This window comes from Comamonas aquatica NBRC 14918 (assembly GCF_000739875.1).
GTDB lineage: Bacteria > Pseudomonadota > Gammaproteobacteria > Burkholderiales > Burkholderiaceae_C > Comamonas > Comamonas aquatica.
Genome location: NZ_BBJR01000037.1, coordinates 1 through 23,054, shown reverse-complemented (window position 1 = coordinate 23,054; position 23,054 = coordinate 1). Strand labels below are relative to the sequence as shown.

General features: G+C 61.5%; 21 protein-coding genes. 17 read left to right on the top strand and 4 right to left on the bottom strand.

The genetic code is table 11. The features are described 5' to 3' along the window. Positions 1 to 53: 53 nt before the first annotated feature. The 3 genes from CA2_RS17160 to lptM form a co-directional block, all read right to left on the bottom strand. Positions 54 to 584 (bottom strand): ImmA/IrrE family metallo-endopeptidase, encoded by a 531-nt coding sequence (locus CA2_RS17160; RefSeq protein ID WP_169741452.1) that lies wholly within the window; start codon positions 582 to 584, stop codon positions 54 to 56. A gap of 67 nt (positions 585 to 651) precedes the next feature. Next, positions 652 to 1,482 (bottom strand): oxygen-binding di-iron domain-containing protein, encoded by an 831-nt coding sequence (locus CA2_RS06950; RefSeq protein ID WP_042414415.1) that lies wholly within the window; start codon positions 1,480 to 1,482, stop codon positions 652 to 654. Positions 1,483 to 1,611: 129 nt separating this feature from the next. Further along, positions 1,612 to 1,809, bottom strand: coding sequence for an LPS translocon maturation chaperone LptM (gene lptM / locus CA2_RS17505; RefSeq protein WP_081770784.1), 198 nt, complete (start codon positions 1,807 to 1,809; stop codon positions 1,612 to 1,614). 12 nt (positions 1,810 to 1,821) lie between these two features. Here lptM and cyaY point away from each other — a divergent pair, with 12 nt between their 5' ends. After that, on the top strand, positions 1,822 to 2,160 hold the full coding sequence (cyaY, locus tag CA2_RS06945; RefSeq protein WP_042414413.1) for an iron donor protein CyaY: 339 nt from the start codon (positions 1,822 to 1,824) through the stop codon (positions 2,158 to 2,160). Between the two features lie 75 nt (positions 2,161 to 2,235). Here the strand turns inward: cyaY and CA2_RS06940 are convergent, their stop codons facing one another. Beyond that, a complete protein-coding gene (locus tag CA2_RS06940) occupies positions 2,236 to 4,557 on the bottom strand; it encodes a penicillin-binding protein 1A (protein ID WP_042414412.1) in 2,322 nt (773 codons plus the stop codon). 309 nt (positions 4,558 to 4,866) lie between these two features. Here CA2_RS06940 and CA2_RS06935 point away from each other — a divergent pair, with 309 nt between their 5' ends. The 16 genes from CA2_RS06935 to CA2_RS06860 all read left to right on the top strand — a co-directional run. Continuing rightward, entirely contained in the window at positions 4,867 to 5,946 is a 1,080-nt protein-coding gene (locus CA2_RS06935; protein ID WP_042414411.1) for a pilus assembly protein PilM, read from the top strand. Beyond that, positions 5,943 to 6,554, top strand: a complete 612-nt coding sequence (locus CA2_RS06930) for a PilN domain-containing protein (RefSeq protein WP_042414405.1) — start codon at positions 5,943 to 5,945, stop codon at positions 6,552 to 6,554. Before CA2_RS06935 ends, CA2_RS06930 begins: the two co-directional genes overlap by 4 nt. After that, positions 6,551 to 7,231 carry a type IV pilus inner membrane component PilO gene (locus tag CA2_RS06925; protein WP_042414403.1) on the top strand — a complete coding sequence of 227 codons (681 nt, stop codon included), beginning with the start codon at positions 6,551 to 6,553 and terminating at the stop codon, positions 7,229 to 7,231. Before CA2_RS06930 ends, CA2_RS06925 begins: the two co-directional genes overlap by 4 nt. Continuing rightward, positions 7,228 to 7,776, top strand: a complete 549-nt coding sequence (locus CA2_RS06920; RefSeq protein ID WP_042414400.1) for a pilus assembly protein PilP — start codon at positions 7,228 to 7,230, stop codon at positions 7,774 to 7,776. The genes CA2_RS06925 and CA2_RS06920 overlap by 4 nt, the downstream gene beginning before the upstream one ends. Beyond that, on the top strand, positions 7,776 to 9,845 hold the full coding sequence (locus tag CA2_RS06915) for a type IV pilus secretin PilQ (protein ID WP_042414397.1): 2,070 nt from the start codon (positions 7,776 to 7,778) through the stop codon (positions 9,843 to 9,845). The genes CA2_RS06920 and CA2_RS06915 overlap by 1 nt, the downstream gene beginning before the upstream one ends. Before the next feature lie 73 nt (positions 9,846 to 9,918). Continuing rightward, the gene (locus CA2_RS06910; RefSeq protein ID WP_439708929.1) at positions 9,919 to 10,470 is read left to right on the top strand and encodes a shikimate kinase; all 552 of its coding nucleotides are present in this window, start codon (positions 9,919 to 9,921) and stop codon (positions 10,468 to 10,470) included. 84 nt (positions 10,471 to 10,554) lie between these two features. Then, positions 10,555 to 11,688, top strand: a complete 1,134-nt coding sequence (gene aroB / locus CA2_RS06905; protein ID WP_042414590.1) for a 3-dehydroquinate synthase — start codon at positions 10,555 to 10,557, stop codon at positions 11,686 to 11,688. 148 nt (positions 11,689 to 11,836) lie between these two features. Beyond that, complete coding sequence (locus CA2_RS06900) at positions 11,837 to 13,012, top strand: deoxyguanosinetriphosphate triphosphohydrolase (RefSeq protein WP_081888901.1); 1,176 nt, start codon at positions 11,837 to 11,839, stop codon at positions 13,010 to 13,012. A 117-nt stretch (positions 13,013 to 13,129) separates the two neighbouring features. Further along, complete coding sequence (locus CA2_RS06895; RefSeq protein WP_042414389.1) at positions 13,130 to 13,747, top strand: DUF1415 domain-containing protein; 618 nt, start codon at positions 13,130 to 13,132, stop codon at positions 13,745 to 13,747. Then, positions 13,747 to 14,673 carry a class I SAM-dependent methyltransferase gene (locus tag CA2_RS06890; protein ID WP_042414388.1) on the top strand — a complete coding sequence of 309 codons (927 nt, stop codon included), beginning with the start codon at positions 13,747 to 13,749 and terminating at the stop codon, positions 14,671 to 14,673. The genes CA2_RS06895 and CA2_RS06890 overlap by 1 nt, the downstream gene beginning before the upstream one ends. A gap of 407 nt (positions 14,674 to 15,080) precedes the next feature. Continuing rightward, positions 15,081 to 16,574 carry a TolC family outer membrane protein gene (locus tag CA2_RS06885; RefSeq protein ID WP_042414386.1) on the top strand — a complete coding sequence of 498 codons (1,494 nt, stop codon included), beginning with the start codon at positions 15,081 to 15,083 and terminating at the stop codon, positions 16,572 to 16,574. A gap of 52 nt (positions 16,575 to 16,626) precedes the next feature. Next, positions 16,627 to 16,863 carry a hypothetical protein gene (locus CA2_RS06880; RefSeq protein WP_042414384.1) on the top strand — a complete coding sequence of 79 codons (237 nt, stop codon included), beginning with the start codon at positions 16,627 to 16,629 and terminating at the stop codon, positions 16,861 to 16,863. Positions 16,864 to 16,881: 18 nt separating this feature from the next. Then, positions 16,882 to 19,074 (top strand): type I secretion system permease/ATPase, encoded by a 2,193-nt coding sequence (locus CA2_RS06875; RefSeq protein WP_081770787.1) that lies wholly within the window; start codon positions 16,882 to 16,884, stop codon positions 19,072 to 19,074. Next, positions 19,071 to 20,456, top strand: a complete 1,386-nt coding sequence (locus CA2_RS06870) for an HlyD family type I secretion periplasmic adaptor subunit (RefSeq protein WP_042414379.1) — start codon at positions 19,071 to 19,073, stop codon at positions 20,454 to 20,456. Before CA2_RS06875 ends, CA2_RS06870 begins: the two co-directional genes overlap by 4 nt. Positions 20,457 to 20,484: 28 nt before the next feature. Continuing rightward, complete coding sequence (locus CA2_RS06865) at positions 20,485 to 21,132, top strand: helix-turn-helix transcriptional regulator (protein ID WP_042414587.1); 648 nt, start codon at positions 20,485 to 20,487, stop codon at positions 21,130 to 21,132. 325 nt (positions 21,133 to 21,457) lie between these two features. Next, on the top strand, positions 21,458 to 23,054 hold a 1,597-nt coding region (locus CA2_RS06860), incomplete at its 3' end, for a retention module-containing protein (RefSeq protein WP_156105977.1).

Sequence of the window (23,054 nt, the reverse complement as noted above, 5' to 3'; positions counted from 1 at the left end):
GCGTCGGGTGGGGTACCGCCCTGGGCGCTGCGCGGCCAGGGGGCCACCGCCGTTCAGACGTCTTGTACCAGCGGGCGGGTGCTGCGGCGCGCACGCGGCTGGGCGCGTGGCAGCTCCATGCCCAGCTCGCTCAGGCGCTGCTTGATGAACAGGGCCGGTACGGCGAACACATGCTCCAGCTCGCCCATGCTGCGCGCCTGCATCTGCTCGACGGCGTAGCGCAACGCCGGCTCGGGCATCAGCAGGCGCAGGGCAAAGTCGTTGGCTTCCAGGTTGTGGGGCACACCGAAATCCAGCCGGAAATCCTCGGACAGGTGCAGCTCGCGCTGCATGCCGGGGCGCAGGTGGTGCAGGGCCACGTGCGCCAGGGCGTGGGCCACCACATAGCGCTGGTGTAGGTGGGGCAGCTGGCGTGACAGCTGCAACTGGGCCTGGTTGCCCGCGGTGATGGACAGGCGGGCACTGCAGGGCACGCTGTCTTCCAGCGACAGGCGCACGCCCATGCTTTTGACGATGTGCGCAATGTTGACCGGGACCGTCTGGTCCCAGTGCAGCTTGAGGATGCCTTCAGCCAAGAGTGCCATGTGCTGCATTATCCCTATCGGCGCCGGTGGGGGATACCGGTCAGCCACCATGCGCCGGCGGCGGAGCTCAGGGCGTGGTCACAGCCGGCTGGCCCGTGCGCATCTGCCGGGTGACGGGATCGATCTGGGCCGAGGGGATCTGGTAGTGCTGCGCACCGAACAGGTCGATGCCGCACTCCAGGTTTTCAATCCAGCAGTAAAAGTCATCGATCGCCCGCTTGCCGATGATGGGGGCACCGTGCTGGGGCACCAGCATCTGCACGTCCAGTTGGCGGGCCATCTGGGCCCACAGGCGCAGGATCTTGTTGGACACCATGTAGCGGCGGTGGAAGGCTTCCATGCGCGGGATGTGGCTGGGCATGTGAACCACGGGTTTGCGTGCCTCGGCCCCGGTGGTCATGGACACCGCCAGGTCGCCGGTGAAGAGGATGCGGCTGATCGGGTCGTAGAAGTGGAAGTTGCCCTCGGAGTGCATGAAGTGCGCCGGCAGCAGCAGCAGTTCGGTGCGCCCCAGCGGCAGGCGGCCGCCGCTGTCCGGCACCCCGATCACGCGGTCTTCGGTCTTGCCCACTTTGGTGAAGTGCGGCGCGAAGCGTTCCCAGACGCGCGAGATGACCAGGGCGGCCTTGGTGCTGCTCATCCAGCGGTCCAGCGACGCGATGATGTCGGGGTCGGCGTGGGAGGCGATGACGTAGGAGAGCTTTTGCGGCGCAAAGTGCCGTGTCATGCCCATGAACAGTTCGTTGAAGGCCAGGTTGCCGCCGGGGTCGATGATGGCGCCAGTGCCATGGTCGACGATCAGGAACTGGTTGCACTGCACGGCCTGCCCATCTTCCTCCATGAGGTCGGTGAACATCAGGCAAGCGTGGGTCTTGTCACGGTAGAGTTCGATGGCCATCTGCAGGGTCGATGCGGAAAAAGGGCCCACTGTAGGAGACGTGGCCCGGCCAGCGCTTGATCAAGCGCAATCCACCGTGTGCTGCGCACCCGGCCGGTGGGTGCAGACCCTCGCCCAGCCGCCGCAGGTTCAGCGGGCCGGGGCAGGTGGCGGGGTGGTGCCCGGCGCCGGGGTGTTCGGCAGCACCGTATCTGGCAGGGAGGCACGCCCTTGGGCCGCGGGGTCGGTGGGCAGGTATAAAGGTCCGCGCTGGCCGCAGGCTGCCAAGGCCGCCGTACAAACGGCAAGGGCAATGCACCTGACTAGAATTTGGGGAGCATTCAACATGAGTGGATTGTAATGACCGACCTTGAATATTTAGACAGAGCCGAGCAGTTGCTGCTGGCCGTGGAGCAGTCGTGCGATCGGCTCAACGATGAGACCGACGCGGACATTGATGCCCAGCGCGTGGGGGGGATGGTGACCTTGGTGTTTGCCAACCGCACGCAGATCGTGATCAACCAGCAAAAGCCGTTGCATGAAATCTGGATGGCGGCCAAGGCCGGCGGCTTTCACTACAAGTTCGATGGCCAGCACTGGCAGGACACCAAGGGCGGCGGGGAGTTTTTTGACAACCTGAGCCGTTTTGCCAGCGCCCAGTCGGGGCTGGCTCTGGCATTCACCGCCAAGACGGTCTGACGGCTGGCGGGCGATCGCCAAACCCGCGAATGAAAAAAGCCCGGTGGGTGACCACCGGGCTTTTTTGTGGGCGCATCAGTTGCGGAACAGGTCCAGGATGCGGCTGCGCTCTTCTTGCGGAGGAGCTTCCGTGGGCTGATCGGGGTTGAAGTACCCGGGGTTCATGCCCAGCGCGGTCACGCCGGTGCCGCCAGCATATTCCTCGTAGAACCATTCACCCCCCATGTTCACCACCCCCGGAGGCACGGGGTAGGTGGCAACCGGCACGTCCTTGAGCGCGTGCTGCATGAAGCTGATCCAGATCGGCAGGCTGAGGCCGCCACCGGTTTCGCGTGAACCCAGGTTGCGCGGGGTGTCGTAGCCAATCCATGTGATCGCGGTCAGCGTGGGCTGGAAGCCGGCAAACCAGGCATCGACCGCATCGTTGGTGGTGCCGGTCTTGCCATAGATGTCCGGGCGCTTCAGCGTGGCCTGCGCGCGCGCCGCCGTGCCGGATTTGGCCACGGTTTGCAGCATGCTGTTCATGATGAAGGCATTGCGTGCGTCGATGGCCTGTGGCTGCTCTTCCAGAGGCTTGGGGGTGTAGGCCGACAGCACCTTGCCCTTGTGGTCCGTGATTTTGGAGATCAGCCAGGGGTTGATGCGGTAGCCACCATTGGCAAACACCGAGAACGCGGTGGCCATCTGCATCGGGGTGACCGAGCCGGCACCCAGGGCCATCGTCAGGTAGGCAGGATGGCGGCTGGCGTCGAACCCGAACCGGGTGATCCATTGTTGGCCGAACTGTGGCGTGGTGAACTCCAGCACGCGAATCGACGGGATATTGCGCGATTTGGCCAGGGCCGTGCGCAGGGGCATCGGGCCTTCGAACTTACCGTCGTAGTTGCGCGGCTCCCATGGCTGGCCGCCGGTGACGTTGGCGCCGAAGAACATGGGCGCGTCATTAACCAGGGTGGCAGGGCCCACACCCTTCTCCAGGGCCGCCGAGTACAGGAAAGGCTTGAAGGACGAGCCGGGCTGGCGCCATGCCTGGGTGACGTGGTTGAACTTGTTCTTCTGGAAGTCAAACCCACCGACCAGCGCGCGGATGGCGCCGGTGCGAGGGTCGACCGCGACAAACGCGCCTTCCACTTCAGGCAGCTGTGTGGCCGACCACTTGCCTTTGCCGGTTTCGATCACCCGGATCACGGCACCCGGGCGGATCTTGATGTTGGGGGCCGCCTTGTCACTCAAGCCCGATTCCACGGGCTTCAGCCCGTCCCCGGTGATGACGATCTTCTCGCCGTCAGGGCGTTGCACGGTCATCGACTTGGTCGAGGCCTCCAGCACCACGGCGGCCAGCACATCCCCGTTGTCGGGGTGCTGGGCCAGGGTGTCGTCGATCACATCTTCCAGCGCCTGGGCATCGCTGGGCAAGGCAATGAACTTTTCGGGGCCGCGGTAACGCTGGCGCCGTTCGTAGTCCATGATGCCCTTGCGCAGTGCGGCATAGGCCACCTCCTGCTCCCCTGCGTTCAGGGTGGTGTAGACATTCAGTCCGCGTGTGTAGGCATCGTCACCGTACTGGGCATAGACCAGCTGGCGGGCCATTTCGGCCACGTAGTCCGCGTTCACGCCCACGTTGTGGTTGGCGTTGCGCAGTTGCAGTGGCTCCTCACGCGCCAGGCGTGCCTGATCGGGCGTGATGAAGCCGTTCTCTTCCATGCGGTCGATGATGTAGAGCTGGCGAATGCGAGCACGCTTGGGGTTGCTGATGGGGTTGTAAGCCGAGGGGGCTTTGGGCAGCCCGGCCAGCATTGCAGCCTCGGCGATCGAGACATCCTTGAGGGGCTTGCCGAAGTAGACCTCGCTGGCCGCCGCAAAACCGTAGGCCCGGTGACCCAGGAAGATCTGGTTCATGTAGATCTCGAGAATCTTTTCCTTGGTCAGCAAGTGTTCCAGCTTGAAGGTCAGCAGGATTTCATAGATCTTGCGCGTGTACGTCTTCTCGGAAGACAGGTACACGTTGCGGGCCACTTGCATGGTGATGGTCGATGCGCCCTGGCTCTTGACCTTGCCGAGGTTGGCCAGGGCCGCACGCAGCATGCCCTTGTAATCCACGCCGCCATGCTCGAAGAAGCGGGTGTCCTCAATCGCCAAGACCGCATCCACCATAACCTTGGGGATGTCGTTGATGGGCGTCAGCGTGCGCCGCTCTTCGCCGAATTCTCCCAGCAGGGCACCTTCGGCCGAGTAGATGCGCAACGGCAGCTTGGGGCGGTAGTCGGCCAGCTCGGACACGTCCGGCAGGTTGGGATACGCCATCGCCAGGGCCACGGCCACCACCATGGCCAAGGCCAGCGCGCCAGCGACCGCCAGGCCAATCAGCCATAAAAAAGCACGCACCAGCCAGTGCATGCGTGCGTGTGGGGGGGTCTGAGGACGGGATGTGCTCTTATCTCGAGAGTCTGGAGAGGTAGGCATGACGCTCCACTCAAAAGGGGGAGACCATTATAGAAATGGTCAAGATTCAATGCGGTGAAACGGTGACGGTGCCCAGGCAGCTTGCGGAGCTCCTGGCGCGGTGAGCGCCAAAGCGTCTACTTTTGGCAACGATAGCGCAGCCGCCCGCTATGGGGAGGGCTTGGTTGATTTCTATCCTTACTGATAGCATGCCTCGAACTGCTAATTTCTATATCTCAAAATGAAACCGGAAGGGAGGGCCCCTTGATATCTGTAGGTTCTCTATTTAGGCGCCAGCCCTCGCCGCTGATTGGCTTGGACATCAGTGCATCTGCTGTCAAGCTGGTCGAACTGAATCAAGACGGTCAAGGTGAGTGGTTGCTGGAGCGGTGCGCGACAGAGCCCTTGGACGTGGACTGGATCGTGGATGGCAACATCGAAAAATTCGATGAAGTGGCCGACGCGCTGCGGCGCCTGTTGAAGAAAAGCGGGACGCGGGCCAAGAATACGGCCCTTGCGTTACCTTATTCTGCTGTTATTACAAAAAGAATCATTTTGCCGGGCAGCCTCAGCGAGCAGGAGCTGGAGGTGCAGGTCGAGTCCGAGGCCAGCCAATACATTCCTTTCCCGTTGGACGAAGTGAGCCTGGATTTCTGTGTGGTGGGCGCGAATGCGAAGAACCCCAGCGACGTCGATGTGCTGCTCGCGGCCACACGCAAGGAACGGGTGGAAGAGCGCAACAACTTGGCGGTTTTGGTGGGGCTCAATCCGGTGGTGATGGACGTGGAGTCCTATGCCTCGCGTCTGGCAGCGGGGCGCTGGATTGCCAAGCTGCCGAACGCCGGCGCCGGTGAGCTGATTGCCTTGGTGAAGGTTGGCGCCCGTAACGTCAGCCTGCAAATCGTGCGTGACGATGAGGTTCTGCACGATAGCGAGCAGGCATTTGGCGGTGCGCAGTTGACCCAGATGATTGCGCGCCACTACGGGGTGACGGTGGAAGAGGCGGAGCTGAAGAAAAGGACGGGTGACTTGCCGGCGGATTATCCCCAGGCCGTGCTTCAGTCTTTTGTTGGCAGCCTGGCCCAGGATATCGGGCGCGCCCTGCAGTTCTTCTATACCAGCACGCCCTATCACAGCGTGCAGCATGTGGTGCTGTTTGGCGGCACAGCAGGGGTGGCAGGTTTGGCCGAGGCGGTACAGGCGCAAACCGGCGTGCAGGCCCATGTGCTGAACCCCTTCGAGGGCATGAAGCTGTCGACGGGCGTGCTGCAGTCCCGACTGAAGCAGGATGCCTCCATGTACCTCACGGCTTGCGGCTTGGCGATGCGGAGGTTCCTGTCGTGATCTTGATCAATCTATTGCCCCACAGAGAGGCTGCGCGCAAGCGCCGCAAAGAGGCGTTTCAGGTCACCATGTTCTTGGCCGTGGTCGTGGGTCTGCTGGTGGCGGCCCTGGTCTATTGGTGGTTCCAATCGCGGATTGAAAACCAGCAAGATCGCAACGCCTACCTGAGCTCGCAAATTGCCGTGCTGGACAAGCAGATCAAGGAAATTGCGGGCTTGGAAGGGGAAATCAATGCGCTGCGCGAGCGGCAGAAAGCGGTGGAGGCCTTGCAGGCCAACCGCAATTTGCCTGTGCATCTGCTGAATGAGCTGGTGCGCCAGCTCCCGGAAGGCGTGTACATCAGCTCGATCAAGCAAAACGGTCTGCAGGTCGAGATGAAGGGGGTTGCGCAATCCAACGAGCGTGTCTCGGAAGTGTTGCGCAATTTGTCTGGCAATACCGCCTGGTTTGCCAAACCTGATCTCAAAGAGATCGTGGCATCGACAGTGGCGTTGTCCCCGAAGGACCAACGCAAGGTGGTTAACTTCAATTTGAGCTTTTTGCTGGTGCTGCCTGTTGACGCAGAGTCTGGTGCAGCGGCTGTTGCGACGGGAGGGACAAAACCATGAAATCCTCCAAAGTGCAGTTGAAGCTGGATGTCGCAGGGTATCTGGCCGATGCCAAGGCACAGTTCCAGGACCTGGATCCCAAGGATCCCTCACTGTGGCCCATCTTGCCCCGGGTACTGCTGTGCATCGCCATCACGTTGTTCACGGCGGGGGCAGCATGGTATTTCTACCTCAGCGACTTGGAAATCGATTTGCAAAGCGAGCGCGATAAAGAGACCAGCTTGCGCGCAGACTACAGCAAGAAACTGCTCAAGGCAGTCAGCCTGGATGGCTTGAAGCAGCAGCGCGAGCAAGTGCAGCAATATGTGATCCAGCTGGAGAAACAGTTGCCCAGCAAATCGGAAATGGCGGCCTTGTTGTCTGATATCAACCAGGCTGGATTGGGGCGCAGTCTGCAGTTTGAACTGTTCAAGCCGGGTACCGAAGTCGTGAAAGACTTCTATGCAGAGTTGCCGATTGCCGTCAGGGTGTCCGGGCAGTTTCACGACATGGGCATGTTTGCGTCGGATGTGGCGCATTTGTCGCGCATCGTCACCCTGAATGACCTGTCGGTGGCGCCCAAAGGCAAGGATGGTGTGCTGACGCTGGATGCGACGGCCAAGACCTACCGTTACTTGGATCCCGAGGAGATCAGTGGACGGGCTGGCGCCCAAAAAACCAAGCGGGGTGGCAAATGATGAACCTCCGTAATGCGCGTTGGGTGGGCTGTCTGAGCGTTCTCCTGCTGCTGGGGTGCTCGGGGGATGAGCACGGGGACTTGCAGCAATGGGTGGCCGAACAACGGGCGGTGACCAAGCCCAGGATTCAGCCACTGAAGGAACCTTCGGTTTTCACCCCGCAAGCTTATGTGGCGGCCGATGGTGCAGACCCTTTCAGCATGAGCAAGCTGACCCAGGTGCTGACCCGCGAATCGGCGCAAAACACCTCGAATATGGCGCTCTTGATCGCAGAGCAGGGGCGGCGCAAGGAAGAGCTGGAAAACTATCCCCTGGACAGCATGGTGATGGTGGGTAGCTTGCGCAAGGGCGGGCAGGATACCGCGCTGCTCAAGGTGAATCAGTTGATTTACCAGGTCAAGGCGGGCAACTATCTGGGGCAGAACTACGGGCGTATCGTCCAAATTGGAGAAAACAGCATCAAGCTGCGTGAAATCGTTCAGGACCCTGCGGGGGACTGGGTGGAGCGCATGACCACGCTGGATCTGCAAGAGGGGAATAAATAATGCTGAAAAAGAAAAATTGGCTGTCCGCGCGCTGGTTGGCCGTATCCATGACTGCGTTCTGTTCCTCATGGGCCTGGGCGGCCAGCATCCAGTCGGTCACGGGGTCGTTGCAGGCCGGCGGTGAGGTGGTGCGCATCGAGCTCTCCGAGCCCCTGAGTGCACCTGTCACCGGGTTTGCCATCCAGACGCCGGCACGCATTGCGCTGGATTTCCCGCAGACCAGCAATGCCCTGGGGCAATCGCTGGTGGAGATTCAGCAGGGCAACCTGAACACCGCGAATGTGGTGGAGGTCTCCGGCCGTACGCGGCTGGTGCTGAATCTCAAGACCGCGACCACCTACCGCACGGAAACCAAGGGCAACACCGTCCTGGTGTTCCTGGATCCGGTGCAGCAGGCCTCGGCGATTGCGCCCACGGAATCGCCCAACCGCCGTCTGGTGGCCAAGCCGGTTCAGCAGGATGGGGCAGTGGTCCTGAAGGATGTCGATTTCCGCCGCAGTGCCGATGGCGCTGGCCGTGTGGTGGTGGATCTGGGCTCGCCGATGGTGAGTGCGGATGTCCGCCCTGAAGGCAAGGGGATCGTGGTGGATCTGCTGAAGACCAGTTTGCCGGAAGGATTGCGCCGTCGTCTGGACGTCGTGGATTTTGGAACGCCGGTGCAGGTGGTGACATCCAGCCAGCAAGGCGATCGCGTGCGCTTGCAGGTCGAAGCGACCGGGGAGTGGGAGCACAGTGCCTACCAAAGTGACAGCCAGTTCGTGCTGGAAGTGCGTCCCAAGCGCGTGGATCCAACCAAGCTGAGCAAAGGCCCTGGCTTCACCGGCGAGCGCCTGTCGCTGAACTTCCAGAACATCGAAGTGCGGTCGCTGCTGCAGGTGATCGCCGATTTCACGAACTTCAACATCGTGACATCCGACACGGTGGGTGGGGCCCTGACCCTGCGGCTCAAGGATGTGCCCTGGGACCAGGCGCTCAACATCATCATGGAGGCCAAGGGCCTGGGCATGAAGAAAAACGGCAATGTGCTGTGGATTGCACCCAAGGATGAGATCGATGAACGCACCAAGCGCGACTTCGAGGCGGCACGCAATATCGAGCAGCTGGAGCCTTTGCGCACCCAGGGCTTCCAGATCAACTACGCCAAGGCCGAAGATCTGAAAAAGCAGATTGCGGACAACAGTGGCTCCAGCGAAGCCAGTACGCGCTTCCTGTCGCAGCGCGGCTCGGCGATTGCTGAACCACGCACCAACCAGCTGTTTGTGACGGATACCGCCAAGAAGCTGGAGGAGATCGCCAACCTGCTGAAGAAGCTGGATGTGCCAGTGCGCCAGGTGCTGATCGAGGCGCGGATTGTCGAGGCGCGCGATACGTTCGGCCGCTCTCTGGGTGTCAAGTTTGGCGGGGGGTACCAAAGCCCTGGCCGCGGCAGCATCGGCACCGGCTATGCGCCGTATGGCACGACCACCAGCTCCCCATTTGTCAATTTGCCGGCCGGCCTGTCGACCGGGGGCACGCCTTCGTCGCTGGCGCTGAGCATCTTCAACTCGGGGCTGACGCGTTTCCTGTCGCTGGAGCTGTCCGCCATGGAGGCGGAAGGCGAAGGCAAGGTGATCTCCAGTCCGCGTCTGCTGACCGCCGACCAGACCCAGGCGGTGATCGAGCAAGGTACCGAGTACCCCTACACCCAGACCGCCCCGAATGGCGCCACCACGGTGGCTTTCAAGAAGGCCGTGCTGAAGCTGGAAGTGGTGCCGCAGATCACGCCCGAGGGCAACATCATTCTGGATCTGGACCTGAACAAGGACTCGCGCGGCGAAACCACGCTGCAGGGGGTGGCCATCGATACCAAGCACATCAAGACCCAGGTGCTGGTGGAAAACGGCGGCACGGTGGTGATTGGCGGTATCTTCGAGATGGAAGAAACCAACCAGGTCAACAAGGTGCCGGTCCTGGGGGATATCCCCGTGATGGGCAACCTGTTCAAGAGCCGCACGCGCGAGTCGACCAAGCGCGAGATGCTGGTCTTCATCACCCCGCGCATGGTGACCGATGCGATTGCCCGCAACTGACAGCGCGCAATGTCGGTGACAATCCAAGACCGCCGCAAGGCGGTCTTTGTCTATGCATGAACAGGATGCGGTTGTGCACTTTTCTCTGATCGGCCTTCCGGGCTCCGGCAAATCCACCATCGGGCGCCAATTGGCACGCCAGTGGCATCTGCCCTTCATCGACTCCGACCATGTCATTGAGCAGCGCCTGGGCTGCACCATCAAGCAGTACTTTGCCGAGCATGGCGAAGCGGCGTTCCGCGACGTCGAGCAGCAGGTGCTGGCCGAGTTGCTGGCCGCCACGGCGCCCTGTGTGCTGTCCACCGGTGGTGGATCGGTGCTCCGCGCGGCCAACCGCCAGGCCTTGCAGGCCCACAGCACCGTGTTTTACCTGCAGTCCACGCCCGAGGACATTGCCCGCCGCCTGCGCAACGACACCACCCGGCCTTTGATGCAGGGGGACGATCCGCTGCAGCGCCTGCAGGAGCTGCTGGCGGTGCGCGGGCCGCTGTACCTTGCGACCGCCCACTACGTGGTGGATGCGGCGCGGCAAAACGCCAGCCAGGTCAGCCGCAAGATTGGCATGCAGGCCGAGTTGGCAGGTCTGCTGACGGGGCCGGGCAGCCCAGGGGCTGCGGGTGATTGAAGGTATAAATACGCCCCAATGCCACAGCGTGCAGCCGGGCTGCATGCTGTTTCCAGGCCGCGCTGGCCTGCCATGTTTGCCGAGATGCTTGCCGTGACCGAAACCCGCCACACCGTCCACATCAATTTGGGCGACCGCTCCTACCCCATCGTGATTGCTGCCGATCTGCTGGGGCAGGCCGCCACCTTCGCCGCCTGCCCCGATGCGGCGCAGGCCGTCATCGTCACCAACACCACGGTGCAGCCGCTGTATGCCGCGCAACTGCAGGCCGCGCTGGCGGGCAAGTACCGCCAGGTGCACACCGTGGTGCTGCCGGATGGCGAAGCCCACAAGGACTGGCAGACGCTGAACCTGATTTTCGACGGCCTGCTGCAGCAAGGCTGCGACCGCAAGACGGTGCTGTTCGCGCTGGGGGGCGGGGTGGTGGGCGACATGACCGGTTTCGCCGCCGCCAGCTACATGCGTGGCGTGCCGTTTGTGCAGGTGCCGACCACGCTGCTGTCCCAGGTTGATTCCAGCGTCGGCGGCAAGACGGCCATCAACCACCCCCTGGGCAAGAACATGATCGGCGCCTTCTACCAGCCGCAGCTGGTGGTGTGCGATCTGGCCACGCTGGACAGCCTGCCCCAGCGCGAAGTTGCGGCCGGACTGGCGGAAATCATCAAGTATGGCCCGATCGCCGACATGACCTTCTTCGACTGGCTGGAAACCCACATCGATGCCTTGCGCCAGCGCGACCGCACGGCGCTGCTGCACGCCGTGCGCCGCAGCGTGGAGATCAAGGCCTGGGTGGTCGGCCAGGACGAGAAGGAAGCCGGCCTGCGCGCCGTCCTCAACTTCGGCCACACCTTTGGCCACGCCATCGAGGCCGGCATGGGCTACGGCAACTGGTTGCATGGCGAAGGCGTGGGCGCCGGCATGGTGATGGCCGCGCACCTGTCGCAGGCACTGGGGCTGGTGGATGCCGCCTTTGTGCAGCGGCTGACGCGCCTGATCGAACGGGCAGGCTTGCCCACGCGCGGCGCCGTGCTGGATACCGCGGACAACGCGGGCGCTTACCTGGCGCACATGCGTGTGGACAAGAAGGCCGAGGCAGGGGAAATCCGCTTTGTGCTGATCAATGGCCCGGGCAAGGCCGTGGTGCGCGCGGCGCCCGATGCGCTGGTCCGTCGCGTGATCGACACCTGCTGCGCCCAGGGTGTGGGCATCCAGGCGTAACCGGAAAAGATAGCTGCCAGCGTGCGCTGAACAAAGGTTTGGATTGCACAGAGGTCTAAAACCATTGTTTGGCAGGCGCAAGTCGCTATGCTTTTTTTCGAGCACTGTGCGCTCGCCAACTTGGAACGTGAAACGGGAGGAGCTGCGTTTGGCACTGCAAACCTTGTCGCCCTGGGCCTGCCAGCCCGAGCAATCCCGCGGCCGCCGGTATCCGGAAGACGCCGCGCCGACGCGCACCGAACACCAGCGTGACCGCGACCGCATCGTGCATTCCAGCGCCTTCCGCCGCCTGGTCTACAAAACCCAGGTGTTCGTCAACCATGAGGGCGACCTGTTCCGCACGCGCCTGACCCACTCGCTGGAGGTGGCGCAGCTTGGTCGATCGATTGCCCGGCCGCTGGGCCTGAACGAAGACCTGGTCGAGGCCATCTGCCTGGCCCACGACCTGGGTCACACGCCGTTTGGCCATGCCGGCCAGGATGAGCTGAACGCCTGCATGCAGGCCTGGGGCGGGTTCGAGCACAACCTGCAAAGCCTGCGCGTGGTCGATGCGCTGGAAGAGCGCTACCCCCAGTACGACGGCCTCAACCTGACGTTCGAGACGCGCGAGGGCATCCTCAAGCACTGCTCGCGCGCGAATGCGCTCAGGCTGGAGGCCCAGGAGCCGGGCGGCGTCGCGGCGCGCTTTCTCAGCGGGCGCCAGACCTCGTTGGAAGGGCAGTTGGCCAACCTGGCTGACGCGATCGCCTACAACGCCCACGACGTGGACGACGGCGTGCGCTCTGGCCTGATCACGCTGGAACAGCTGCAGGCCGTGCCCCTGTTTGCGCATTTCCATGCCCAGACCCTGGCGGCCTACCCGCAGCTGGCGCAGGCGTCGGAGCAGCGGCGCCTGCTGTACGAGACCATCCGCCGCATGCTCAGCGCCCAGGTGTACGACGTGATCGACACCACGCGCGCCCAGATTGCCCAGGCGGGCGTGGCGCACGTGGACGACGTGCGCGCCCAGGGGCAGCGGCTGGTGGCCTTCAGCGCCGGCATGCAGGCGCAGTCCCAGGCGCTCAAGCACTTCCTGTTCCACCAGCTGTACCGCCACGACCAGGTGATGCAGACCATGGACGCCGCCCGCCAGGTGGTGCGCGAGCTGTTTGCCGCCTACCTGCAGCAGCCGGCGATGATGAAGCCGCGCTTCGCCCAGCGCGCGCTGCAGGCGGACCAGGAGGCGGTCAAGGCCCGCGCCGTGGCCGACTTTGTGGCCGGCATGACGGACCGTTACGCCTCCCGGGAGCACGAACGCATCACGGGGCGCCAGCTGCTGGGCTGACGGGTGGGCGGGGGGCGGCAATCCCAAGCGGTCTGCACCGCCAAGCCCGGCTGGCTAGAATTTGCAGCACAACACAAGAGGGGGCATGGTGCCCCCATTTGTTTTTAAGGCCGACCTATGACCGACACCTCCACCGAACGCTCCTTTCCTGAAGACATCGTGATCGCCGACACGGTGCGCTGGCTGGAAAAGGCCGTGATCGGCCTGAACCTGTGCCCGTTCGCCAAGAGCGTGCATGTCAAAGGGCAGATCCACTACGTGGTCAGCCAGGCCACGGACGCGGAAGGCGTGGTCATGGACCTGCACCGGGAGCTGGAGGCGCTGGCCGAAATCTCGCCCGACAAGCGCGACACCACCTTGCTGATCCTGCCGCAGGCGCTGCAGGAGTTCCTGGACTTCAACGACTTCCTGGAGGTGGCCGACGCCATGGTGGAAGAGCTGGAGCTGGGCGGTATCCTGCAGGTGGCGTCCTTTCACCCGCGTTTCCAGTTCGAAGGCACGGACGTGGACGACGTCACCAACTGCACCAACCGTGCCCCCTATCCCACGCTGCACCTGCTGCGTGAAGACAGCATCGACAAAGCCGTGGAGGCCTTCCCCGAAGCCGAGACCATCTACGAGCGCAACATGGAAGTGCTGGAGCAGATGGGCATCGAAGGCTGGCTGGACCTGGACCTGGCGGCACGCTGCCCGTTCACCGGCCGCGATGCCACGCCCCCAACCGAGAAAGATTGATGAGCAGACACGACAAGGCCGGCAAGACCCCGGCCAAAACCGCGGGCGGCAAGCCCGCCCCCCAAGACATCGCCACGCAGCTGGAGCTGAAACCCGGCCAGAGCATCGAGCTGCTCAAGGCGCTGCACATCCTGACGCGAGACGGCAAGCTCAACCAGGACTCGCGCCGTAAGCTCAAGCAGGTCTACCACCTCTACCAGTTCATCGAACCCATCCTGCAGGAGCTGGGGCAGGGCGGCCAGGCCCTCACGCTGGCCGACCATGGCGCCGGCAAGTCCTACCTGGGCTTCATCCTGTACGACCTGTACTTCAAGGCCCAGGCGCAGGGCCACATCTACGGCATCGAAACCCGTGCCCCCCTGGTCGAGGCCTCGCAGAAGCTGGCGGCCGAGCTGGGCTTTGCGCGCATGCATTTCCTGAACATGTCGGTGGCCGAATCCACGCGTGCCGATGCCATGCCCGAGCGTTTTGACGTGGTCACGGCGCTGCACGCCTGCGACACCGCCACCGACGACGCCATCGCGTTTGGGCTGGAAAAGAAGGCCAAGGCCATGGTCCTGGTGCCCTGCTGCCAGGCCGAAGTGGCTGCCTGCCTGCGCCAGACCAAGGCGCTGAGCCTGTCGCGTACCCCACTGGCGGAGCTGTGGCGCCACCCCATCCACACGCGGGAAATGGGCAGCCAGATCACCAACGTCCTGCGCTGCCTGTACCTGGAGGCCAGCGGCTACCAGGTGACCGTGACCGAGCTGGTGGGCTGGGAACACAGCATGAAGAACGAGCTGATCGTGGCGCGCTACACCGGGCACAAGAAACGCAGCGCGGCCGAGCGCCTGCAACAGCTGCTGGCCGAGTTCGGGCTGGAAACCCTGGCACAGCAGCGCTTCAAAGTGGCGTTGCCGAAGAGTGGGGATGCGGGCGAAGTGTAGTTTTTTGTATACAGTCGCCCAAAAAGTTGATTAGCGACAAACTCCTAAAATGATAGCTTCAAGCGCTTGTTTTTAAAGTTTTTCAACAATATTTTGTGTTGAACTCCTTTTGATGCAAGCGCTTTTTGCTATAAAAAACGAAGTGCAAAAGATTATTGGAAACAGAAAGACAATGTTTTCCTTGGTTTTTTTGCTATTGAGTTTGTGTGGTGATAGTTTTTTTGTTCTTGTAGGATTTTTCCTGCATCCATGCGGGACAAAGGATGTGACGTAGATAAACGGCTTGGTGATGGTTGTATTTTTTTGCGTAAGTAAATTAAAGTTTATGCAAATTTAAATCTTTGCCTTCTGCTGATTAGTTTTTTCAATCAGTCGGGGCCAGTTGCAACTCACTGAGAGAACCTCTTATGAAAATGCGTCAACTCCCTCGCCTGATGGCCTCCCTGGGCTTCACGTCCCTTGCCGTGGGTGCCTGGGCCCAACAGGCGGCCCCCGCGCCTGCAGCGCAGGCCCCGGTTGTGGCCCAGCCACAGCTCAACCAGGTTGTGGATCGTGCCATCACGTCCCACCCTGAAATCATGGCCCGCTACCATGACTTTGTCTCGTCGCTGGAAGACCAGAACATCGCCCGTGCCGGCTGGCGCCCCCAGGTGACTGCTTCGGGCTGGGTGGGCAAGGAATGGCGCAGCAACATTGAAAACGTCCCCTCCTACAACTGGAGCCGACCCGGCTGGAACCTGGAGTTGCGCCAGCTGATTTTTGATGCGGGCGCCACGACCAACCGCATCCGCCAGTTCGGCTTCGAGAAGCTGTCCAAGTACTACGACCTGCGTGCCACGACCAATGCCCTGGCCAACGAGGCCGTAGGGGCCTACCTGGACGTGCAGCGTTATCGCACCATGCAGACCCTGGCGCAGGACAACTTCTCTATGCACCAGACCACGCTCAACCAGTTGCGTGAGCGCCAACAGTCGGGTGTCGGACGTGGCGTCGATATGGAACAGGCCAGTGGTCGCCTGTCGCTGGCACAGACCAACCTGATGACTGAGAGCAACAACCTCAACGATGTCACCCAGCGCTACCGCCGTCTGGTCGGTGAGTACCCTCCAGCACAGATGGAACCCGTGCCAGCTGCCGTGACCGGTCTGCCCGTGGTCGGTCAGACCAAGAACTTCGAGGATGCCCTGCGCGCCAATCCGACCATCTTGTCCAAGCAGGCCTTGGTCCAGGCCGCCGAGGCCGGCGAAAAGGTCGCCAAGGCTGCGTTCGCCCCCACCGTGGACCTGCGCGCTTCCACCGGCCGTGATCGCGAGCAGCCCGGCGCCTTGTACCGCGACGTGCAAAGCTCTCGCGTGCAGCTGATGCTGACATATCCCCTGTACCGTGGTGGTGCCGATTCCGCACGCATCCGCCAGACCGCTGCGCAAAACTATGCCGCCCGGGATGTGCGTGACTACACCTGCCGCAACGTGCAGCAAGAGCTGTCGATTGCCTGGAACAACATCCAGCGTTTGCGCCAGCAACTGCCCTTCCTGCGCGAGCACGAGCTGTCGACATCCAAAGTCCGAGTGGCTTACCAGCAGCAATTCAGCATTGGCCAGCGGTCGTTGCTGGACTTGCTGGATACCGAGAACGAGCTGTTCGATGCCCGTCGCGCGCTGCTGAATGCCGAGTACGACCTGAAGAAGGCCGAGTACTACTGGCTGACACTGTCCAGCCAGGTGCTGCAGACCCTGGGTCTGGCACAGCCTTACAACGACAACCAGCCGGAAGAGCAGCAAAACCTGGTCTTGCCTGACGATCCCGTCATGGCTTGCTCCGATGCGCTGCCAGACACCAGCAACTTGACACCTGTGGCCCTGCAGCAGACCGGTTCATCCACGCCGCGCACCCCTAACTGATCACGTCCCCCGGCTGCAGGGGATATGCAGCGCCCTTGTGAGGGAGGGCAGTATGGCAACAAAAGATGCAAACGATGGACCGCGTAAAGGCCAGCAAGACTTCTCCGCCCTGGATGATGATTTCATCCGGGTGCTGGAGGATTTGATTGATGCTTTGCTGAGCAATGGCACGCTGCGATTGACCGATCTGCCGCCCCAGGCGCTGGAAAAGCTCAATCGCCGCAAGCAGGTGCGCGAGCGTTTGCGCAACTCGCTGGACTTGCTGCCCGATGACGACGGTCTGATCTAACACGACAGAGCAACTCCTATGGATACTTCCCAAGAGACCCTGTCGGCCCCTGCTGCGATGCCTGTCGCAGATCGACTGCCTCCGCACAGCACACAGGATGATCCTTTGCTGGATTGCCTGGTGGAAATCACCCGCATGCATGGCACGCCCTACACCGCGCAGGCGTTGAGCAATGGCTTGCCATTGGAAAACAATCGCCTGACGCCGTCGCTGCTGGAGCGTGCCGCAGCCCGCGCCAAGTTCAGCTCCCGCATTCTGCGGCGCGCGTTGCAGGGCATACCGAGCGGATTGCTGCCCGCAATTGTGTTGTTGCATGACAGCCGCGCCGCCATCTTGCTGGAGGAGCGCGAAGACGGCTCGTTCCTGCTGCAATTCCCCGAAGTCAGCAGCACGGTCGAGATGACAGCGGCAGAGCTGCAAGCTGTCTACACCGGCTATCTTTGCTTTGTCCGGCCTCAGTTCCGCTTTGAAAAGCGTGCGTCGCAGGGCGTGGTGGGGAAGCAGGGGCACTGGTTCTGGTCTGCAGTGCTGGACAACAAGCGTCTGTACCGGGATGCGCTGCTCGCGGCGGTGCTCATCAACCTGTTTGCGTTGGCGATTCCCTTGTTCAGCATGAATGTGTATGACCGCGTGGTGCCCAACAATGCGGTGGAGACGCTGTGGGTGCTGGCCATCGGCGTGGGCTTGATCCTGTTCTTCAACTTTGTACTTGCGACGGCGCGGGCCTATGTGGTCGACACCGCGAGCAAGCGCATCGACGTGCAGCTTTCGGCACAGATCATGGAGCGTGTCCTGGATTTGCGGATGGAAAGCCGTCCAGCATCGGTGGGCTCGTTTGCTGCCAACCTGCGGTCGTTTGAATCCGTGCGCGACTTCATCGCCTCGGCCAGCCTCACCACCTTGGTCGACCTGCCGTTTGTGCTGCTGTTCCTGGTGGTGTTGGCCTGGATTTCACCCTGGATGGTGCTGCCGCCGGTCGTGGCGATCGGATTGGTTTTGCTGGTTTCGTTCTTTGCGCAATCCAGCCTGGAAAGCTTGACGGTCAAGACCTTCCAGGCCACGTCACAACGCAATGCGCTGTTGGTGGAGGCGCTGACCAATCTGGATGCCGTCAAGACCTTGAATGCCCAAGGCGGCGTGCAGCGCCTGTGGGAGAGTGCATCGCAGTACATCGCCCTGATCGGGGGCAAGATCAAGCTGATTTCATCTGCCAATGTGAATTTCGTGCAGGTGATGCAGCAATTGGTGACGGTGGCGGTCGTGGTCATCGGCGTGTACCTGGTGCAAGGCGCCCAGCTGTCGATGGGGGGGATCATTGCTGCCTCGATGATTGCTGGGCGCTGCATTTCTCCGCTCGGTCAGGTGGCTGGCTTGATGATGCAGTACCACAATGCGCGCACTTCACTGGCTTCTATCGACAATTACATGAAGATGCCTGTGGAACATGGCGCCGATAAAGAGTTTGTGGCGCGGCCCGTTATCAAGGGCGGCGTGGAGTTTCGGCAGGTCAGCTTTACCTATCCTGGTCAGGAACAGCCTGCGCTGACGGGCGTGAGCTTTCAGGTGCGGCCGGGTGAGAAGGTCGGGGTGATCGGCCGTATCGGCTCCGGCAAGACCACCCTGGAAAAGCTCATTCTGGGCCTGTACCAGCCCACGGAGGGCGTGATCCTGGTCGATGGTGTGGATGTGCGCCAGATGGATCCAATCGATTTGCGGCGTTCCATTGGCCATGTGCCTCAGGACCCGATGCTCTTTTACGGCAGCCTCAAGCACAACCTGCTGGTGGGGGCTCCGTACGCTTCTGAAGGCGACATGCTGCATGCTGCGCAGATCGCCGGCGTGGATGAATTCGCTGCCGAGCATCCGAAAGGCTACGACATGGCGATTGGCGAACGTGGCGAATCTCTGTCAGGGGGGCAGCGCCAGTCGATCGCCGTCGCCCGCGCCTTGATCCAGGACCCTCCAATCCTGTTGCTGGATGAGCCCAGCAGCAATTTGGACAACCAAAGCGAAGCCTTGCTAAGACAGCGTTTGCAGCGCGCCAGTGCCGACAAGACGATCATCTTGGTCACGCACAGAACCGCGTTACTGGAACTGGTCGATCGTTTGATCGTGATTGATTGCGGAAAAATCGTGGCTGATGGTGCCAAGGAACAGGTGATCCAAGCGCTCAAATCGGGCCGGATCGCACGGGCGGGAGGGCGCACATGAAGCGGCCTGAGAGCAAACCCAGCAGCTGGAAGCAGCGCTGGGAGAACTGGCTGGTCGAGGGGGATGCCAAGAAGGACACATTGGCGGCCGCCGACCTGGCCGCTGATGCCCAATGGGCTGCCAGCCAGCAGCAGGCCAAGGGGTCACGCATCTTGCTGTGGAGTTCCCTGCTGTGCGTGCTGGTGCTTTTGATCTGGGCCAGTCTGGGCTATATCGACGAAGTGGTGCGTGGCCAGGGCAAGGTCGTGCCATCGCGACAGGTGCAGGTGGTGCAAAGCCTCGATGGCGGGGTCGTGGAGGAGATTTTGGTGCGGCCCGGTCAACGGGTGGATGCCGGACAGGTCTTGCTGCGGCTGGATCCTACGCGTTCCACAGCTTCGCTCGGAGAGAACAAGGCCGAGACCTTGGCGTTGAAAGCCAAGGCCGCGCGTTTGGAGGCACTGGCCACGGGTGAGCCTTTTAAGGCCCCCGATGATGTGCTCAAACAGGCGCCGAATGTGGTCGAGATGGAGCGGCGAGTGTGGGAAAGCAAAACCCAGGAATTGCAGACCGCCATCAGTATTGCGCGTGACCAATTCAATCAGCGGCAGCAGGAGCTGCGCGAGACCATGGCCAACCGCGATCAGGCTGCATCCAGCTGCAGTTTGACTTCAGAGGAGTTGCGGGTCACCAAGCCTCTGCTGAGCAGTGGCGCTGTGTCGGAAGTGGATCTGCTGCGCTTGCAGCGTGATGTGGCCCGTTTCTGTGGCGAGGCCAAGGCCGCCGGTGCGCAGATTGGTCGCATCCAGGCGGCCATCCAGGAGGCTGAACGCAAGGTCCAGGAATCGGAGCTGAACGCTCGCAACCTGGCTCGGGTGGAACTGTCTGAGACCCGGGGTAAGCTTTCGTCCTTGGAGCAAGGACAGCTGGCGCTGCAGGATCGAGTCAAACTGGCAGAAGTGCGCTCGCCCGTACGGGGCACGGTCAACAACCTGATGGCCAACACCGTCGGTGGGGTGGTGCAGCCGGGCAAGGACATCCTGGATATCGTTCCCATGGATGACACCTTGCTGCTGGAAGTGCAGATCAACCCGAAGGACATCGGTTTTCTGCATTTTGGTCAGAAGGCCGAAGTCAAGTTCACCGCATATGACTTCGCAATTTACGGGGGGCTGGCGGGCAAGGTGGAGCAAATTGCCGCCAACACAATCACCGACGAGAAAGGTAATTCCTTTTATATCGTGAAGGTTCGGACCGACCGTGCCCATGTGGGAGACGACTCGCGGCCGATCATTCCGGGCATGCAGGCGGAGGTGCATATCCTGACGGGGCAGCGCACCCTGATGCAGTACCTGCTTAAACCTATTTTGCGGGCCAAAGCAAATGCTTTCACAGAGCGTTGAGCTTGCTCTTCAAGCACGCGAGGAAAAGATGCAAGTACAGCCTATTTTGGTGGTGACTCAGGACGCCGGTTTATGGCAGAGCTGGCAGTCCTTGGTGCAACCTGGCAAAGTGCCGCACCGCGGCGTGAGTTTGCAAGACGTATTGCACTGGAAGCGCCAAGGCCATCGCCTGGTGATTGTTGATATGGCACTGCTCAACCAAGTGGCCGCGCAAGAAACATGGTCTGCGTACTTTGACGGGCTGTGTGTGCTCGTGCTCAGCACCCATATGAGCGACGCCGAGGGCCAACTGGTACTGGCCCAAGGTGCCAATGGTTATGCGCACAGCCATTTGCCTGCCGAGTCGTTGGCGCTGATTGTCAGCAGTTTGGAGTCTGGGGCCATATGGCTCGGGCGCAGCTTGCTACAAAAAATGTTGCAAGACATTGACCAGCGCTTGCCCGCAGCGGCTGACAATGATTGGACGCAACCGCTGTCTGCACGCGAGCAAGAAGTGGCACGCCTTGCTGCTGTGGGCCACAGCAACGCAGAAATTGCACAAAAACTGCAAATCACCGAACGCACCGTGCGGGCCCATATGTCCGCCGTGTTTGACAAACTGCAGGTGGATGACCGCCTGCAACTGGCGCTCAAAGTGCATGGCATTCGTCGGGAAAGCATGGGCTCAAAAACCTGACATCCCAGTCATTGCTTTTGGGGGCTATGCCTCAGAACGTATTCAACGTCTTTTTTCTCCGCCATGCCCGCGAAGGCGGGCATACAGCGAGACGTTGAACACACTGTCAAACTTTGTGCCTGTTGCAGGGGCTGCCATGGCCGGGCAGCCCCTTTTTGTTGGGATCGCCTGCCCAGGTAAATGCCCACACATTCGCTTGCATCAAGAGATTGCGCATATTGGCTTGGCGGCCAATAGCCTTGCCCGTATTTGCTTTTTAGTATTGCCTCCAAGAGCGGCGCAATGGCGTCTGTAGTGTCGATAGATAATTTCTTGGAGTCATGTCATGGCAAATACTTCTGCATTGGTCACCAAGCTGGAAGGACAGGCTTGGATTCGTAACGCTGACGGCAGCCTGCAGCCCCTGCGCGTGGGCATGCGCGTACCGGTTGACGCAGAAATCATCACGGCCGCTGGCAGCCAGCTTGCCTTGCAAGGCAATGAAGCCGGCAGCCTGCAAATTGCAGAAGGCCAGCAACTCAAGCTGACAGACGACTTGTTCCAAACCGCAGATGCCGGCGAAGCCGCCATCACCAATCTGGCAGACGCCGACGTCAACGCTCTGATCACCGCCTTGAACCAAGGGCAAGACCCCTTGGCAGAGCTGGACCCCACCGCCGCCATCCTGGCTGGTGGTGACGGTGCCGGTAGCACTTATGTGCGCCTGGCCAACGTGATTGAAAACACTACGCCCTTGGCGCTGGAATATCCGCGTTCTATTGGCGGTACGACCCAAGACTTCATTTCTGGTGGCGCCATTGCGGCTGAAGATGAAGAACCCGCGCCCCAGGCCGGCGTGGTATCGGATGCACAGTCCGTCTATGAAACAGGTTTGGGCAATGCCGCCACCACGGAAACCGCCACCGGCAACATTGCCGTGAGTGCCAATGATGGCATCAGCTCCATCACGATTGGCGGTGTCACTTTTACCCTGGCGCAACTCCAGGGTGATGTGACCCTGCTGCCGGTGGTCGACACCGGCAGGGGAATCCTCAAAATCACGGGCTATATCCCCGGCGTCAATAACCAGGCAGGTACGGTCAGCTACGAATACACGCTCAGCGAAGCGCAAACACACGACCAAGCCTTGAACCAAGACACGCAGGTCACCGACATCATCGATGTGGTGGTGACTGGTGCGGGCGGCAGCACAGGCAGCGGCAACGTCACGATCACCATCGAGGACGACGTGCCACAGGCTGAAGACGACGCTTTCGCGCAGCAAGCAGAAAACACCTCCGTAACGATCAATGCGCTGGGCAACGACACCCAGGGCGCTGACGGCGTCAATCTTGTGACGGGTGTCACGCATACCCAGCCGCAAAACGGCGACACGGCGGCCACCGGCACGCTGGTCTACAACGAAGACGGCACCTTCACCTATCAACCTGGTGACGGCGAGGAAGGCACGGTCACCTTCGACTACACCATCACCGACGCGGACGGCGACAGCAGCACGGCCACTGTCACCATTACCTTGGTGGCGGACTCCGAGCCTACGGTGAACATCGTTCGTGCAGAAGGCGATAGCGGCCAAGTACTGGAATCTGGTTTGGTGGGCGGCTCTGCCGAAGGCACAGGCACAACCACCAGCGGCACGTTGAGCATCAGCTTGGGCAACGACACACTGGGCACCGTCAAGATCAATGGCGTGGATGTGACCGCTGGCGGCACAGTCACCGGCGCACACGGCAGCTTGGTGGTGACGGTTGCCAACGGCGTGTACAGCTACATCTACACCCTGACCGGCACGGCCACCGATGTGGACAACGTGGCGGAAACCGACGACTTCACGGTGGTGGTGACCGACAGCGACGGTAGCACGGCCAATGCTGCGCTGACGATCGAGATCGTGGACGACGTGCCTGTGGCAGTGAATGACA

What these genes read in the sequence shown, in the direction of transcription:
- CA2_RS17160 (WP_169741452.1), bottom strand. Translation starts at nt 584, where the DNA reads ATGGCACTCTTGGCTGAAGGCATCCTCAAGCTGCACTGGGACCAGACG.
- CA2_RS06950 (WP_042414415.1), bottom strand. Translation starts at nt 1,482, where the DNA reads ATGGCCATCGAACTCTACCGTGACAAGACCCACGCTTGCCTGATGTTC.
- lptM (WP_081770784.1), bottom strand. Translation starts at nt 1,809, where the DNA reads ATGTTGAATGCTCCCCAAATTCTAGTCAGGTGCATTGCCCTTGCCGTT.
- cyaY (WP_042414413.1), top strand. Translation starts at nt 1,822, where the DNA reads ATGACCGACCTTGAATATTTAGACAGAGCCGAGCAGTTGCTGCTGGCC.
- CA2_RS06940 (WP_042414412.1), bottom strand. Translation starts at nt 4,557, where the DNA reads ATGCACTGGCTGGTGCGTGCTTTTTTATGGCTGATTGGCCTGGCGGTC.
- CA2_RS06925 (WP_042414403.1), top strand. Translation starts at nt 6,551, where the DNA reads ATGAAATCCTCCAAAGTGCAGTTGAAGCTGGATGTCGCAGGGTATCTG.
- CA2_RS06920 (WP_042414400.1), top strand. Translation starts at nt 7,228, where the DNA reads ATGATGAACCTCCGTAATGCGCGTTGGGTGGGCTGTCTGAGCGTTCTC.
- CA2_RS06915 (WP_042414397.1), top strand. Translation starts at nt 7,776, where the DNA reads ATGCTGAAAAAGAAAAATTGGCTGTCCGCGCGCTGGTTGGCCGTATCC.
- aroB (WP_042414590.1), top strand. Translation starts at nt 10,555, where the DNA reads ATGCTTGCCGTGACCGAAACCCGCCACACCGTCCACATCAATTTGGGC.
- CA2_RS06895 (WP_042414389.1), top strand. Translation starts at nt 13,130, where the DNA reads ATGACCGACACCTCCACCGAACGCTCCTTTCCTGAAGACATCGTGATC.
- CA2_RS06890 (WP_042414388.1), top strand. Translation starts at nt 13,747, where the DNA reads ATGAGCAGACACGACAAGGCCGGCAAGACCCCGGCCAAAACCGCGGGC.
- CA2_RS06885 (WP_042414386.1), top strand. Translation starts at nt 15,081, where the DNA reads ATGAAAATGCGTCAACTCCCTCGCCTGATGGCCTCCCTGGGCTTCACG.
- CA2_RS06880 (WP_042414384.1), top strand. Translation starts at nt 16,627, where the DNA reads ATGGCAACAAAAGATGCAAACGATGGACCGCGTAAAGGCCAGCAAGAC.
- CA2_RS06875 (WP_081770787.1), top strand. Translation starts at nt 16,882, where the DNA reads ATGGATACTTCCCAAGAGACCCTGTCGGCCCCTGCTGCGATGCCTGTC.
- CA2_RS06870 (WP_042414379.1), top strand. Translation starts at nt 19,071, where the DNA reads ATGAAGCGGCCTGAGAGCAAACCCAGCAGCTGGAAGCAGCGCTGGGAG.
- CA2_RS06865 (WP_042414587.1), top strand. Translation starts at nt 20,485, where the DNA reads ATGCAAGTACAGCCTATTTTGGTGGTGACTCAGGACGCCGGTTTATGG.